The organism is Neorhizobium sp. P1_A6 (assembly GCF_056406795.1).
Genome location: NZ_JBFTZM010000016.1, coordinates 47,816 through 63,223, shown reverse-complemented (window position 1 = coordinate 63,223; position 15,408 = coordinate 47,816). Strand labels below are relative to the sequence as shown.

Below are 15,408 nucleotides of genomic sequence, written 5' to 3'. Positions count from 1 at the left end.
GCCGCGCAGCCCGGCGATGCTCGCCGGCATTTGCCCCCTCCATCCCCGCGCGCTCACGCGCCCCCGGGAGGCATGTCGGGGACATGCCTCCGGCATTAACGGAAAAGGATTGGAACAATGGCAAGGACACAGAAGAAGGCGCAGGCCGTGACGGTTGCAACGGTGGACGTGGTAGAGGCGACGGTAGCAAGTGCGGAAATCCGCAGCGTCGGTGAAGCCGTGGCAGATGTGGTTGATGCGCTGCCAACACCGAAAGTCATAAGCGGCGCAGAACTCTTCATTCCGCTCGACAAGCTCAAGAAGTCGCCGCGCAATGCGAGGAAGACCCCGCACAGCGAGGCGCATATCGAGGCGCTTGCGGCCAGCATCGCCGCAAAGGGGATGCTGCAGAATCTTGTGGTCGAACCCGAGACGGACGAGGCGGGCGAACCGACGGGCTTCTATCTCGTGACGGTCGGTGAAGGCCGCAGGCTGGCGCATCTGCTGCGCGTCAAGCGCAAGCAGATCAGGAAGTCGGAACACGTGCGGTGCGTCCTCGATACCGCGAACGACCCGCAGGAAATCAGCCTTGACGAAAACGTCACCCGCGAGGCGATGCACCCGGCAGACCAGTTCGAGGCGTTTCGCGAGCTTGCCGAACATCGCGGATGGGGAGCCGAGGAAATCGCCGCCCGCTTCGGTGTGACGGCGCATGTTGTGAAGCAGCGGATGCGTCTTGGCGCAGTCAACCCGAAACTCATGCAGGTCTACCGCGATGGCGATCTGACGCTGGATCAGTTGATGGCCTTTGCCGTCACCGACGATCATGCGCGGCAGGAACAGGTTTATGCCGGGCTTGGCTATAACCGTGAGCCGTGGACGATCCGCCGCGACCTGACACGGGCGCATGTGCAGGCGAACGACCGCAAGGCAATATTTGTCGGCCCTGACAACTATACGGAAGCGGGCGGCATCATCATCCGCGATCTGTTTACCGAGGATCGCGGCGGATATTATGACGATCCCGCACTTCTGGATCAGCTTGTCATCGCCAAGCTGGACGGCATCGCCACAGACCTCAGAGAAGCGGAAGGTTGGAAATGGGTGGAAGCCTTCATCGATTTCCCGCACGCCCACGGCATGCGGCGTATCTATCCGCAGATGGTGGAGCTTTCCGAGGCAGACGAAGCCGCCTATGCCGCAGCGAGGCAGGAGTTTGATCACCTGACGGCGGAATGGGAGAACACGGACGACGATTTGCCGCCCGATGTGGACGAACGTTTTGCCGAGCTTGAAGCCGAGATCGAGCGAATCGACGCGATGCGCGAAGGTCATGATCCCGATGACATCATCCGGGGTGGCGTCTTCGTCACGCTGAACCATGACGGAACGGCCCGTGTCGAACGCGGCTTCATCCGCCCCGAAGACGAGAAGCCGGAACCTGAACGGGAGGACGCCGGAGGCGTCATCGATGGTATCCGCGTCAATGCAGACGGGGAAGTTATCGAAGACGATCAGCGGGACGGGGAGGGCGACCACATATCCGGCCTAGCGCCGCAGGAAGAAGAGGAGGGCGATGCGGGTCAGCCGCTTACCGATCTTCTCACCCGCGACCTGACGGCGCACCGTACGCTTGGACTTCGCCTTGCGCTTGGCGAGCAGCCGGATATCGCCCTGATCGCCGTCACCCACGCCCTTGCCGCACAGACGTTCTATCGCGGCGTTGACGTCCATGCTCTCGAAATTCGCCCCACCAGTCCGCAGCTTGGCGGGCATGCGGACGGTATAGAGGACACGGCGGCGGCGAAGATGCTGGCGGATCGTCATGCCGGATGGGCGGCAGATATGCCGCAGAACGTGGGCGAACTCTGGGACTTCATCGCGGGGCTGGATCACGTGAGCATCATGGCTTTGTTCGCCCATTGCGCATCGCTGACCGTCAATGCCCTCAAGCTGCCATGGGAACAGCGGCCCCGTGCGCAGCGGACTGCTGATAAGCTGGCGACGGCGCTTGTGCTGGATATGAACCAGCAGTGGACGCCAACGGTGCGCACCTACTTCGGGCGCGTAACCAAGGCGCATATTCTCGCAGCCGTGCGGGAAGCCGTGGGCGACGAGGCAGCGGAGCGCATCGCAGCTATGAAGAAGCAGCCTATGGCGGAAGCCGCAGAGCAGTTGCTGGTCGGGACCGGATGGTTGCCGCCGCTGCTGCGCACCGAACGCACCGCATAGCAAACGGCAGGGGATGCAGTTGTGGAAACCCCGGAAGCTGTCGAACTTGGCCCGGAAACATCGGCCCCCGACACGGCAGACTACAGTTTTGAAGAAAACTGCGTCGAGGTGGATGGCGCAACCTTCCACATTGCCGCCGAGTGAACAGCCATGGCCGGAGCCGCGCAAGCGGTTCCGGCCTGTTCCCGACCGTCCCCGAGGAAAATTCCGGCCGCGCCGAACGGGCGCGGACGGAAACCTCGACCGGATCACAGGAACCACGACAATGAGCACCTATAAGGAGCAGCGGACAATGCTGGCCCGCATCATTGAACACCGGCTCAGCATCCACACGATCGCCAGCCATGCCGGGATGGTCGTCGTCCGAGCACACAATCTGGCGTGTTTGTGGTCATGACGCGTCGGGCCGACCATGTAGAGAAATCGAGGGAGTCCAGAGGTGGTTCCGCTGACAATGTTGTCCGTTGTACTGACCGGTGCAATGTGCGCGCTCGCCTATACGCTGGCGACTTACGCTCTACCGTTCCTGTTCGCTGTCACCATGACGCGCCTTGCCTTCGCGACGGGCGCCGGATTTGTCGGCGCAGGCATCGTCGGGCTGTTCGCAGGCGTGGCGGCTTACGGCTTTCTGGCCTACCTCTTTACCACGCTACGCTCATCGAGCCTGCGCCTTGCGGTTGCCCTGATATTCGCGATCCCCGCCGCCATCGCAGGGTATGCTCTCGCGTATGGCATCACCCGCGAAGCCATTCCTTCTGAAATCTGGCGACAAATCTTCTGTGTCGTTGGCGGCATATCGGTCGGCTTATCCGCACTTGCGAAGCTGGCAAATCCAACACACCTCCATGAACGATGAAATGTCCCGGAAGCGCAACCAGCGCGCATGGGGCGACGGTGGCACTGTAGAATCCTACAGTTTTAGAGCCGGAACTCATCGGTTATGTTGGTGTCGTCGTTCATGAAATCCGGGAAACCGGGCGTAGTATGTTGGAGGAAATCGTGTCTCAGGAACCGTCTTTTACTTTTTACACCTATTCAGCAGCCACAGAGCCAGAGGAACAACGGTGGGCCTACACAGGCATTCCAGATAATTTTTTTGGCGACGTTCATTCAGCGCGAGCAGCTGTTCTGGAACTCCGAAATGATATCATCGACGATCCGGACGGAGAGTGGCCGCGCATGCATATCGAGAAGATCGAGACGCTCCCCGTGTCGAAAGACACGCTGCTCGCATTTCTCAATGATGGCGTTGGTGCGTTTATCAGGTGCTACGAGATCGTGGAGACCATCGAGTAACGGCAATTTCTACATTGCTCGGAATGGAGTGATGTGCGCCGAGAGGGTGGATATAGCGTCCCCTTCGGGCCGCGCTCTATTCGCTGCCTGTGGCAACTCGCAAAGCCCCTTGCGGGTCTTCGCCTTCGGTAACGATCGCTGACGCAAGGGATGGCGGCGGTGGGTATCTCGCGAGGAAGCCAGCCACGTTCACGAAACCAGGCCGTGGCCTGTTTAGTGATGGCCCGGCGCCGATGAGGCAGTATCAAATCCCGGCATCCACCTCGACCACGCCCGCGTCCCGGTGACCGCCCAACCCTCTAGCTTGGCAGAGAGATAGGGGATGGCCCTGTTGCGACAGAAGCCTGCTTCCACGCTCGGCGAACTCGTTGCTCTGGGCAAATGCGAAGGCGAAAGTCACGTCCGTTTTTGTTTTTCGAATGGCAAATGGGCAGTTTCACGGATTTGACGTTGAGGCGATCGTCCAGTTCGCAAGGGAGCCGGCGAAGCCGTTGTCGGTGCTCAGGGGAAAAGTGCTGATCAATAGCGGTCATCAATGATTTCCTTTTCCCGACTGAACAAATCACGCCCACCGCGAACTCGATTGATCTGGTCTGACCGAAGACCGGCAACGCAAGCGCCGCCTCTATCTTGATCCCGCAACGTCCGCTGTCAGCTTTTTTCCGCCGCCTACGGCTTTGCACCGCGAAGCAAAAAAGCTGTCGTCGGCCGCCCTCCATTGCATTCCGGCCCAACGAGCCACCCCATTGCGCAGGCGCAACGGGGACCCCGGGGGGTGCGGGCCGATCGTCCCCGGTCCATCGACCATCATCGAGATCGCGATGGGCGCGACCCGATCAGCAAAAGGAAATCATGTGATGGCTACGATTGGCACTTTCTCCCGCACCGACAACGGCTTCACAGGCTCGGTCAAGACCCTCACCCTCAACGTCAAATCGGTGAAATTCGTCCCCGCCGAGGGCGAAAACGAAAACGGACCCGACTTCCGCGTATTTGCGGCGGCCACGGAATTCGGAGCCGCATGGAAGAAGCAGTCCGACAAGGGCAACCCCTACCTCTCGGTCAAGCTGGACGATCCGAGCTTCCCCGCTCCGATCTACGCGAGCCTGGTCGAAGTGGAAGGCGAGGATCTGGCCCTCATCTGGTCGCGCCGCCGCGCCAGCAACTGAACAGGCCAACGGCCCGGCCCCGCGTAAGCGGGGCTTCGCCATGCTCATGCCCCACCGCCGCCACTAGAAAATACGGAGATCTGCGATCGCTTTGATGGCGCACATTGTACTGGTCGCAAAAGTCTATATTTTGCGAAATCGCAAATGTCTGATGCAAGACAGAAACAAAAATTGGGCGTTACGCAAATCCGTGACGCACATAGTACTGTTGTTCACCAGAGAAGTTTTTCTCGGTTTTCATTGGGCCTGGAGACCGTCAGACGGTGCGCCGGATCGGGTGGCAGTCGGTCCCGCCTCCCCTTCGGGCCACTATGTTGAGGCTCCTGCGGCTGCCATGTTTCCCGCTCCGGCGCGACGAGAACTCCCGAAATCCCTCCCTGCGGGCGGCGCTTTGCTGATTTCTCCGGTGCTCTTCATTTAATCACTTCGGAAGATCGAGCGACGTCATCCCATTGGCTGCTTCGGCGAGTTCCGCCGGACTTTCGATCAACCGATCGGCGCCGGCGCTCTCCAATTCTTCTCTCGTCCCGTAGCCCCAGAGTACGCCGATCGAGCGCATTCCATTAGCATGCGCACCAGCTATGTCGTACCGCCGGTCCCCAACCATGATGCATCGATTGCGGTCGAGATTATTTTCTCGCATGATATGAGCGATCAATTCCGGCTTGTGGTCAATATTGCCAGCTGGCGTCGATCCATAAATCCCGACAAACAGCGCATCCAGCCCTTTGTTCTCGACGATCCTGCGCGCAAATGTCTCGCGCTTCGACGTGGCCAAATACAATTTGGCAAATTGGCTCATCGCCATGAGAGCCTCGGGGATACCGTCGTAAAGTTCACTGAGTAACAGACCTCTTGCGCCGTAATCCTGCCTATAAGCGTCGACACCTTGCGTGACGCGATCGTCACCAAATTGTTGAAGGAGGTAACGCATGACGTCTTCCATCGGCGGACCGATGATCGACGCGATATCCATCGCCGGATCGGTTTCGTGCCCAAGGGAACGCAACGCCGCGCGGCAGCTCGATAGGATGCCGGGCTCCGAGGCAATAAGCGTCCCATCGAGATCGAGCAGGATTGCGGAAAAATCAGATGACATATGACGGCCCTACATTGAATTGCTGAATGTGCAAAAGCGGAAGCAGTGTTCAAATACACCTCGTGAATTCGAAAGGTCTAAGACGGTGCTACTCGCCGTGGTCTCGCGTTCTGGCCCATAGCTGTCGCTGTGCTGGGTAAAGAACATGGGGTGCCGAGACCTAAAAAAACGTCAATTTGAAAGGTGTCGCAGCTGCGCCCATAGCTGCCGCGTCCGGCTTGATCTCCGAGACGATCAATTTCGGGCTGGCTCGCCAGACGCCGTAGCGCGGTTTCCCGAACAGGTGCGTCCGCTCGATCATCATTTCTGCCAGGGCCGGCGGGATCTGACCACCAAACACGATGGCCTGCGGGTCGTACACAGCCCAAATGGCATTCACCAGCCGATTGTAGGCGGGGGTCACTTCATCCAGCCATTCCTCCACGCCCGGCCATTTCGGGTCGAAGTGTTTGCGCAGGTACGTGATCGACGGCACGTCTACACCGCGCGCTCTGAGCTTCTCCATAACGAGCTGCAGGGCAGGGCGCCGGTGAACTTCTTCGTCATCGTACATCTGCGAGAATTCGCCGGCATTGCCGTTGCCACCATGCAGCAGCTCGCCGTTCCAGATCAGGCCGCCGCCGAACCCGTAGTTGAAACTCAAATAGGCAAAGTCCTTGATATATCGTCCTACCCCGAACATGGATTCCGCCACCGTGCCGGTCTTTCCGCCGTTCAGAGCCCAGACCGGCCTTTCAAAGTAACTCGTCAAAAGGGGACCGAGCTCGATCAGCGACCATTCGTGCAGGGGCAGGGACGCGTTGAAGCTTGTACCGCTGACATGGAAACCTGCGATCCCCAGCCCGACGCCGAAGAATTGCTCGTCTGAAAGGGAGAGATCTGCCTGCTGATCCCGAACCCAGTCGCGAACGCGCTCCAGCGCCTGGGCGACCGTGCGCTCGCGCAACTGCACGTTCGTCTCGGCGAGAACCTTTCCGCCGAAATCCATGAGGCAGACGTCGATGACGTCTGTGTTGACGGACATGCCGCAAGACCATGCATAGCGGCTTTCGAGCGTCAGCATCGGGCTCGGCTGTCCCTTGCCCAGACCCGCTTTGGGAGAACCCAGATTGATAATGCCGCGCTCGGCCAGTTGATCGAGCAGCCGATGGATTGTCTGCTGCGCCAGATCCGTAAGACCGGTCAATTCCGTTCGCGAAACCCCGGGGTTGCGCCAGATGACCCGGAGAAGAGTTCGTTCATTGGGCGTCGCAACTGCGTCGTCAGTCGGCCGAAAGAAACGCGGAGAGATCAATGTCTCCGGCGAATATCCCATCAATCTTCCCCCTTAAATCTACCAACACTGAGTACCAAGTCCGGATGGTTTCGCTTGGTCGATCCATAACTTGGTTCTTTTCCTGCATCAAGCTCTTGCACTTTGTCATATTATTGTTACTCTGTCTGAGTAACTAAGACGTTGCCATAACTTGCCGAGGAGGGCTCGGTGACGTTCCAACAGGAGGGCATCATGAAACTTTCCACTCTAACGGCGACGGCCGCGCTTCTCATGAGCGCAGCGTCTGCAAACGCCGCGAATATCGATTTCTGGTACGGCAACATCGGACCCGTGGAAGTTGCGATCCGGGCTCAATGCGACGCGTTCAACGCCGCGCAGAGCGAACACAAGGTCAACTGCGTCGGCCAGGGCAGCTACGAAGTCCTGATGCAGAAAGCGATCGCCGCATACCGCGCCAAGAATGCTCCGGTCCTGCTGCAGGTACTCGATGCCGGTACGCTCGACATGATGCTGTCGGGTGCCGTCGAGCCCGTTCAGGACGTCCTGCCCGACGTGAAGTGGGACAGCTACATCGCTGGTGCCCGCGCTTATTACGAGACGACGAAGGGCAAGCTCTTCGCCCAGCCTTATAATGCCTCGACGCTGCTGTTCTATACGAACAAGACCGAGCTCGAAAAAGCTGGCGTCACCAAGACACCGGAAACCTGGGAAGAGGTGATGGATGCTGCGCGCAAGCTGAAGGCTTCCGGCAGCACCTGCCCGTTCGTCACCAATGCAGAGCCATGGATCGTCTTCGAACAGTTCTCGGCCCGCCACGGCCTGCCGATCGCCAGCAAGCATAATGGCTATGATGGCCTGGATGCCGAGTACGTGTTCAACACGACATTGGCAGCCAAACACCTGACCAACCTCGTGGACTGGCGCAATGAGGGCCTCGTTCGCCTGAACGCAGATACTAAGGGCGGCAACCTTGTCGCCGCATTCAGCTCGGGCGAATGCGCGATGATCGAGGCGTCGTCCGGTTCCTACTCGACCTTCACCAAGGCGTTTGAAGGCAAATACGAGATCACCGTCGGCATGGCGCCGATGTATCAGGGCCAGGAGCGCCACAATACGCTCGTCGGCGGCGCGTCGCTTTACATCATGAAGGGACATGACAAGGCCGAGGTCGATGGTGCCAAGGCCTTCCTCAACTTCCTGCGCCAGCCTGCCCAGCAGATGTCCTTCGTCGCTGCGACCGGATATGTGCCGGTTACCAACGACGTCCTCGACGCCATTGCCAAGAGCCCGGATGCGAAGTCCCCGAAATACGCCACTGCGGCGGTCGGCATCGAGTCGATGAGCAAGCCCGCGACGCCCGACACGCGCGGCATCCGTCTCGGCTCCTACATCCAGTTCCGGCAGATCTGGACGGAAGAAACCCAGAAAGCGTTTGCCGGTCAGCAGACCATGCAAGTGGCTCTCGACAATTCCAAGAAGCGTGGCGACGAACTGCTGCGTCGCTTTCAGCAGACCTACAAGGGCGTACAACTACCCTGATCGCAATTCATGGTGCGGGGTCCATTTACCCCGCACCGTTCCACACATCGGGGTTTATCATGTTTCTTGAATCCACCATGTTCCGGCATCGCTGGCTGCCGATGCTGTTCGTTGCGCCGCTTGTGCTGCTGGTCGTTCTGTTTTTCTACGCCCCGGTTTTCCAGGCGTTCTACTGGTCCTTCTATCTGGAACGTCCGTTTGGCGGCGGCTCGGAATTCGTCGGCTGGGACAATTTTGCCCGCGTGCTGTCGGATCCGGAATTCTGGAAGGCCAGCTGGCGCACGCTGATCTTCATGGCGACCGCCTCATCCCTTGCCGTCCTCGTTCCGCTGGTCCTTGCGATTGCCGCCGACCGGGCGGTTCGCATGTCGCTTCCAGCAAGAAATGTTTTGATCTGGCCGAAAGGGATCGCTGGTGTTTCCATCGGACTGGTCTTCTCTTTCATCTTCAACCCATTCCTTGGTGTACTCGCACCACTGAACGAGTTGTTTCCCGGCATATGGCAGCCAGGTTTTGACGGGTTTGACGCCTTTATCACACTCGTCGCCGCGCATGTCTGGGGCAACATTCCATTCAATTTCGTAATTCTTCTCGCAGGCTTACGCGCCGTCCCGCATACGATCATTCAGGCAGCGGCCATGGATGGTGCAGGCCCGTGGCGCCGCATCTTCGATGTGCAGTTGCCGTTGATCATGCCGCAGCTTTTCCTGACGCTGGTGCTGGAGTTCACCGAAAGTGTGACCTCTGCCTTCGCGCTGATCGATACGATGACCAAGGGTGGTCCAGGCGGCGCGACAACGCTTCTCGTCTACAAGATCTACCAGGACGGCTTCGCCAGCTACGACCTGTCCGGCGCTTCCACCCAGACCGCGATCCTCATGGTCTTTTTCATCCTCGTCGCCGCTCTGCAGTTTGCGCTGCTCGGCCGGCGCATCAACTACGAGCGGTAAATCCATGGTCGAGAACGCACGTTCCATCAACATCGCAGCAGGCCTGATCCTGATAGTCGGCATCGCCTACATCGTCGTCCCGCTTTATCTGACGTTGACCACAGCCACGCACTCATACGAGTTCATGCTTCAAAATGGCCTCGTCTGGTCATTCGGCAGTGAGCTTCTCGTCAACATGAAGCGGATCTTCACCGAGACGTCGATCCCGTTGCAGATGATCAATAGCCTGATCGTCGCCACGGGCAATGCGGTCGCGAACTGCGTTCTGTCCTTCATGTCAGCCTACGCAATCGTTTACTTCCGTGTCCGTTGGGCAAGCATTGTCTTCGCGCTTATCCTCGCGACGGTAATCCTGCCACTCGATATGCGGTTCGTTACGACCTACCAGGTAGCATCGAACGTGTTCTCACCACTGAACGCCCTGCTTGATGTGACCGGATTGAACGACGTGATCGCAGACCTGTTCGGCGCACCGTTCCATGCCGAGTGGAGTATCCTCAATACGCATGTCGGGCTTGTCGTGCCGCTGCTTGCGCACGGGATGGGAACGTTCCTGTTCCGGCAGTTCTTCCTGACCCTTCCCAAGGACCTGTTCAAGGCGGCTCGTATGGACGGCGCTGGACCAATCCGGTTTCTGTTCGACATCCTGCTGCCCCTGTCACGCACCACATTTGCCTCGCTGTTCGTGCTGAGCTTCCTAAGCGGCTGGACCGGGTATTTGTGGCCGCTGGTCGCCTCCTCGACAGCCGAGATGCAGACGGCAGTCGTCGGTCTGGCGAGGCTTGTACCAGATGAGGCGTCCGTGCCCGACTACCCCCTCATCATGGCGGGCGCCATCCTCGTATCCATTGTGCCTCTGACGATGATCGCTCTTTTGCAGCGGTATCTCGTCCAGGGCCTCGTCCTATCGGAGAAATGACAATGAACGCCATCGATCCCGCGATCCACATCGCTGCAGCCAATATCAGGCTCGACGGAGTGAGCAAGACCTATGGATCTGTCACCATCATCCCGAAGCTCGATGTCGAGTTCAGGGAAGGGGAGTTCACGGTCGTCCTCGGACCGTCGGGCTGCGGCAAGTCCACGCTGATGCAGATGATCGCCGGTCTCGAAAAGGTGAGCGGCGGCAAGATCGTCATTGGCGACCGGGAGGTCCAGGATCTGGAGCCGAGGGAACGTGGCTGTGCCATGGTCTTCCAGAACTATGCGCTTTATCCGCATATGACGGTGTTCGACAACATCGCCTATAGTCTCAAGATCGCCGGCCTGTCCAAGGCTGAACGGCGCGCCCGCGTCGACGTCGTCGCCAAGATGCTCGGCCTGACGGACTATCTCGGCCGCAAGCCGGGCCAACTGTCCGGCGGTCAGCGCCAGCGGGTAGCGATCGGCCGGGCCATCGTTCGCGAACCGGCTGTCCTGCTGTTCGACGAGCCATTGTCGAACCTCGACGCGCAATTGCGGCACGACACGCGCATCGAACTGGCAGACCTGCATAGAAGGATCGGCGCGACGACTGTGTTCGTCACCCATGATCAGGTCGAGGCGATGACGCTGGCGGACCGGATCCTGATCCTCAACAAGGGTGAGGTCGAGCAATACGATACGCCGAAGGCGATTTACCACAGCCCCGCCTCCGTGTTTGTCGCCAAGTTCATCGGCTCGCCGCCGATGAACATTTTAGCCGTCAGTGGTGATGGATCCATGTTGCGTCTATCCGACGGCCAGCCGGTCGCCGAATGCCGTCTCAAAGGCGAATTTCAGCTAGGCATCCGACCCGAGGATATCCTGGTCGACAGGACGGGAAACGCTTCAGCTCTCAAAGGCCACGTCCGTTACCGGGAGGATCTCGGATCACATTCGATCCTGGCCGCCGACCTCTCAGGCACGATGGTTCGCATCACGACGCCGTTCGGCTCGCAGGCGCCCGATAGCAACGTGCTGCTCCTCTCATGTCCCCAGGCAAAACTGCACCTCTTCGACCCGGTGAACGGCAAGGCAATCGCAGGGGCGTTCACCGCCACAACGAAGGTATAGAAATGAACTATTTCGACTACATGACCGACCCGCATCGACAGTGCGCGATCGTCGCGCATCGCGGCGTCTGGCAGGATGCTCCGGAAAACAGTTTACTCTCGATCCAAAGGGCAATCGACGCAGGATATGACATCGTTGAAATTGATGTTCGCCGCACCGCAGATGGCGAGTTCGTTCTCTTGCACGACGAGACACTGGCGCGCATGACCGGCCTCAGCAGCGAACCCGAGGACCTGACGCTTCAGGAACTGACCGCCATTGCGCTCCGCAACCGCGATGGTGGGCCGGACAACTCCCTGACCGTCCAAAAGCTTCCAAGCCTTCGCGATGTATTCGAGCTCACCCGTGACAAGATCCTCATTCATCTCGACATCAAACATCGGAGCGTCATTCCCGAGGTCCTGGCCTATGCCCGGAAAATGGGTGTCGATCGGCAGGTCGACTTTTGGGCGGATCTCAAGACCGAGGACGACCTTGGCTGGATCAAGGACAATATTGCCCTCCACGACGTCCCGTTCATAGCACGCACCCATCTGGAGCACGACGATGCCGATGAACAGGTGGAACTTGTCTTCCGGTTGAAGCCGCTGATCTGCGAAGTCTCGTTCAAGGACATCGCGCAGGTCGAGGCGATCAGGCAGCGTTTCCAAAACGCCGGCATCACCTTGTGGGTCAACACGCTTGATGGCGTTGCCTCTCCGGGCTTCACGGACACCGCCGCTCTCAAAGATCCGGATGCGATCTGGGGCCGTTTGTTGAGGGCAGGTTTCTCAGCAGTGCAGACAGACGAGATGGAAAAGTTGCGCGCCTACGTCGCGGCACAGCACGCAGCGACGGCAAGGAGCAGGGCATCCGTTTGAGGCCCATTCATCGCTGCAGAAAGAGAGGACTTCGTGGAATTCGATCTTCGAGAACTTGGTGACAAGCTGCGCCATGCCGCAGGACAAGAAATCCTTCCCCGGTTCCAGCAGGTGAGGGACCTCGACGTCCGCACCAAATCAGATGCAACGGATCTGGTCACGGCCGCGGACGAAGCTGCCGAGCGCTTCCTCGCCCAGGAGATTGCACGCATGTTGCCGAACGCGCTGTTCGTCGGCGAGGAAAGTGCATCAAGGGACTCGGGGCTGTTGGATCGACTTGACGAGGCCGAGCTGGCGGTCGTTGTCGATCCTCTGGACGGAACGGCGAATTTCGTGGCGGGCATGCCGCTCTTCGGCGTCATGGCAGCGATCGTGCGGCACGGTAAAGCCGTCGCCGGCGTGATCTACGATCCGATGAGTGATGACTGGGTCATGGCTGAACAGGGCGGCGGCGCTTTTTTGGTCCGAGCCGATGGCACCGAAAGACGGCTCCAGATCTCGGAGCCGGCGCCTCTGGCGGAGATGACGGGGTATGTCTCCACGGACTTTCTGCCCACAGCGGTCAAGCCTGATATCCTGGCAAAGCTGGCGAAACCTCGGATGTTCTCCAGTCATCGCTGCGCAGCACACATGTATCGAGCCTTCGCCAGCGGCCACGGCCATTTCGTGATGCTCGATCGACTGACCCCTTGGGATCATCTTGCCGGAACATTGATCGCGACCGAGGCCGGCGCCTACGTCGCCTGTCTTGATGGCTCGGTCTACGACGCGACCAAACGCACTGGAGCGCTTTTGACGGCGACCGACCCTGACAGCTGGCAGCTTCTCGTCCGCGAGGTGTTCGCCCACGAAGGGTGGGGTTTTACCGACAAATCGGCTTTAGCAGCGAGTGATCGGCCATGGCAGGGCCTGTATGGACACCGGAATAACGGCTGATCAAGCTGTTGTCTGCCGGCTGGTGCAGTAGAGCCAGCATCCTCCTCCCGGGGAGGGCCGTCGCCTGCGTTAGGCGGACCCTGTGTAAAGCAGGCGGCGGCTCGCCTGGGAGCAACCGCTATTGTTCGTGTGGATCAGCCACCATTGCTGTCCCGCGATACCCAGCGAAAGAGAGGCCAAGACTTGGAAACCACGATCGTGATGATCAACCTGTTCGGCGCGGTCGCCTTGCTGCTGTTCGGTTTGGCACAGGTCAAGGACGGCGTGTCGCGTGCCTTCGGGGCAAAACTTAGAACGGGTCTCGCGTCCGGGACGCGCGGCAGTGTGCGCTCCTTCGTGTCGGGCTTCGTCGCAACCGTGACGCTGCAGAGCTCAACGGCGACGGCGCTGATGGTTGCCTCGTTCGTCGAGCGTGAACTGGTCAAGCCGCGCATGGCGCAGATCGTGCTGCTCGGCGCCAATGTCGGCACGGCTGTGACTGCCTGGATCGTCGCCACCGGCATTGAGTGGCTCTCCCCGCTCGTGATCCTGGCCGGCATCGTGCTGCATCGCAGCGGCTCGACCAGTCGTCAGGGCGGTGGTACGGCGCTGATCGGTATCGGGCTGATGTTGCTGTCTCTGCACCTGCTCGGGGCTGCGACCGAACCGATGCGTCATTCGCCTGCGCTCGCCGCCTTCATCGGTCTGCTCGACAATGCGTGGCTGGTTGCGCTTGTCTTCTCGGCGGGTATCGCCTTCGTTTCGTCGTCCAGCCTCGCCGCAGTGGTGCTGATCCTGTCGTTGGCGTCGACCGGGATCCTTTCGGCTGAGCTGATCATCGTGCTGGTCCTCGGCGCCAATCTCGGCGGCGCCATTCCGCCCGTTGTCGCATCGCTTTCCGGTCCGGTCTCAGTCAGACGCGTGACGCTCGCCAACCTCATCGTGCGGGCCGCCGGCTGTTTCATTGCACTACCGCTCGCAGGCTACGGCGCGCACCTGCTCGAAATGATGCCGCTGGCGGAAGAAAAATTGCCGGTGGATGCGCATCTCGGCTTCAACCTCGCCCTGGCGGCGCTCGCATGGCCATTCTCGCGGCTGTTGTCGCAGCTGATGATCTATCTCGTGCCTGACGGGCCACAATCCGAGAACGGTCCAAAATATCTGGACGCCCAAGAGCTATCGACGCCGGTGATTGCACTCGCCAGCGCTACGCGTGAGGTACTTGGCATCGGGGATCTCATCGAGCGCATGCTGATACGCGCCTCCGACGCCTTCGAGAAAAACGACATCTCGAAATCGAACGAGATCCCTTTGCTGGAAAGGCGTGTCGATAGCCTCCAGCAGGAGGTGAAGATCTACCTCTCCAAGCTTGGCCGGCAGGGTCTTACCGAGGAGGACGGCCGCAGGTCGATCGTCATCATCGACTACGCGATCAACCTCGAGCATATCGGTGACATCATCGAAAAAGGTCTCTTGCCGCAGGTCGTCAAGAAAGCCTCGCTCAGCCTCAAGCTCTCGGCGGATGGATACGAAGAGTTGAAAATGCTCTTCGATCTGACCATCGATAACCTGCGGATCGCCCAGACGATCTTCGTTACCCGCGACTTCACTCTCGCCAGGCAGTTGATGGAAATGAAAGTCGAAGTGCGCCGGATGGAAAAGCAGTCGGCCGAGCGTCATCTCGAACGCTTGCGCGATGGCCGCGCCGACAGCCTGCAAACGAGTTCGCTACATCTCGATATTCTGCGCGACTTGAAGCGCATCAACGCCCATATTGTCTCGGTCGCCCATCCGATCCTCGATGAGAGCGGCCTCCTGATCGAAAGCAGACTGCGCACCGCAGGCTGAGAGACCTGACCTATCCCGATTCCAAACTCGAAAGGGGAAGCCAAGGGAAACTTTTCCCCTTGCTCCCCGCAAACGCCGCCTGCGCATGTCAGGCCCGCCGGTTCGCAGAACGGCCAGGCAGTCACTCCTCCAATCCTATTCACTCCGTCCCGCTCACGCTGGCAGGCCGGCCATGCTCGCCGGCATTTGCCCCCTCCATCCCCGCGCGCTC

General features: G+C 59.6%; 14 protein-coding genes and 1 pseudogene. 13 read left to right on the top strand and 2 right to left on the bottom strand.

The window, feature by feature from the left end; genetic code table 11:
• Window positions 1–117 precede the first annotated feature (117 nt).
• From AC1D3C_RS25115 to AC1D3C_RS25090, 6 genes and pseudogenes are all read left to right on the top strand, one after another.
• Window positions 118–2,208: pseudogene (locus AC1D3C_RS25115) on the top strand (ParB/RepB/Spo0J family partition protein); the annotation flags it as partial.
• Between the two features lie 24 nt (window positions 2,209–2,232).
• Window positions 2,233–2,355, top strand: a complete 123-nt coding sequence (locus tag AC1D3C_RS25110; protein WP_477484784.1) for a hypothetical protein — start codon at window positions 2,233–2,235, stop codon at window positions 2,353–2,355.
• A gap of 121 nt (window positions 2,356–2,476) precedes the next feature.
• Window positions 2,477–2,608, top strand: coding sequence for a hypothetical protein (locus AC1D3C_RS25105; RefSeq protein WP_477484783.1), 132 nt, complete (start codon window positions 2,477–2,479; stop codon window positions 2,606–2,608).
• A gap of 42 nt (window positions 2,609–2,650) precedes the next feature.
• Window positions 2,651–3,067 carry a hypothetical protein gene (locus AC1D3C_RS25100; RefSeq protein WP_477484782.1) on the top strand — a complete coding sequence of 139 codons (417 nt, stop codon included), beginning with the start codon at window positions 2,651–2,653 and terminating at the stop codon, window positions 3,065–3,067.
• Between the two features lie 143 nt (window positions 3,068–3,210).
• The gene (locus AC1D3C_RS25095) at window positions 3,211–3,507 is read left to right on the top strand and encodes a hypothetical protein (protein WP_477484781.1); all 297 of its coding nucleotides are present in this window, start codon (window positions 3,211–3,213) and stop codon (window positions 3,505–3,507) included.
• Between the two features lie 857 nt (window positions 3,508–4,364).
• Complete coding sequence (locus tag AC1D3C_RS25090) at window positions 4,365–4,676, top strand: DUF736 domain-containing protein (RefSeq protein ID WP_168329326.1); 312 nt, start codon at window positions 4,365–4,367, stop codon at window positions 4,674–4,676.
• A 421-nt stretch (window positions 4,677–5,097) separates the two neighbouring features.
• Here the strand turns inward: AC1D3C_RS25090 and AC1D3C_RS25085 are convergent, their stop codons facing one another.
• Both AC1D3C_RS25085 and AC1D3C_RS25080 read right to left on the bottom strand, forming a co-directional pair.
• The gene (locus AC1D3C_RS25085; protein WP_477484780.1) at window positions 5,098–5,775 is read right to left on the bottom strand and encodes an HAD hydrolase-like protein; all 678 of its coding nucleotides are present in this window, start codon (window positions 5,773–5,775) and stop codon (window positions 5,098–5,100) included.
• 160 nt (window positions 5,776–5,935) lie between these two features.
• Window positions 5,936–7,090, bottom strand: coding sequence for an ROK family protein (locus AC1D3C_RS25080; protein ID WP_477484779.1), 1,155 nt, complete (start codon window positions 7,088–7,090; stop codon window positions 5,936–5,938).
• A gap of 192 nt (window positions 7,091–7,282) precedes the next feature.
• Here AC1D3C_RS25080 and AC1D3C_RS25075 point away from each other — a divergent pair, with 192 nt between their 5' ends.
• From AC1D3C_RS25075 to AC1D3C_RS25045, 7 genes are all read left to right on the top strand, one after another.
• Window positions 7,283–8,590, top strand: a complete 1,308-nt coding sequence (locus AC1D3C_RS25075) for an extracellular solute-binding protein (protein WP_477484778.1) — start codon at window positions 7,283–7,285, stop codon at window positions 8,588–8,590.
• Between the two features lie 59 nt (window positions 8,591–8,649).
• Complete coding sequence (locus tag AC1D3C_RS25070; protein WP_477484777.1) at window positions 8,650–9,540, top strand: carbohydrate ABC transporter permease; 891 nt, start codon at window positions 8,650–8,652, stop codon at window positions 9,538–9,540.
• Window positions 9,541–9,544: 4 nt separating this feature from the next.
• Complete coding sequence (locus AC1D3C_RS25065; protein WP_477484776.1) at window positions 9,545–10,459, top strand: ABC transporter permease subunit; 915 nt, start codon at window positions 9,545–9,547, stop codon at window positions 10,457–10,459.
• 2 nt (window positions 10,460–10,461) lie between these two features.
• On the top strand, window positions 10,462–11,574 hold the full coding sequence (locus AC1D3C_RS25060) for an ABC transporter ATP-binding protein (RefSeq protein ID WP_477484775.1): 1,113 nt from the start codon (window positions 10,462–10,464) through the stop codon (window positions 11,572–11,574).
• 2 nt (window positions 11,575–11,576) lie between these two features.
• The gene (locus AC1D3C_RS25055; protein ID WP_477484774.1) at window positions 11,577–12,434 is read left to right on the top strand and encodes a glycerophosphodiester phosphodiesterase family protein; all 858 of its coding nucleotides are present in this window, start codon (window positions 11,577–11,579) and stop codon (window positions 12,432–12,434) included.
• A 33-nt stretch (window positions 12,435–12,467) separates the two neighbouring features.
• Window positions 12,468–13,370 (top strand): inositol monophosphatase family protein, encoded by a 903-nt coding sequence (locus AC1D3C_RS25050; RefSeq protein ID WP_477484773.1) that lies wholly within the window; start codon window positions 12,468–12,470, stop codon window positions 13,368–13,370.
• A 183-nt stretch (window positions 13,371–13,553) separates the two neighbouring features.
• Window positions 13,554–15,197 (top strand): Na/Pi cotransporter family protein, encoded by a 1,644-nt coding sequence (locus AC1D3C_RS25045; RefSeq protein WP_477484772.1) that lies wholly within the window; start codon window positions 13,554–13,556, stop codon window positions 15,195–15,197.
• Window positions 15,198–15,408 lie beyond the last annotated feature (211 nt).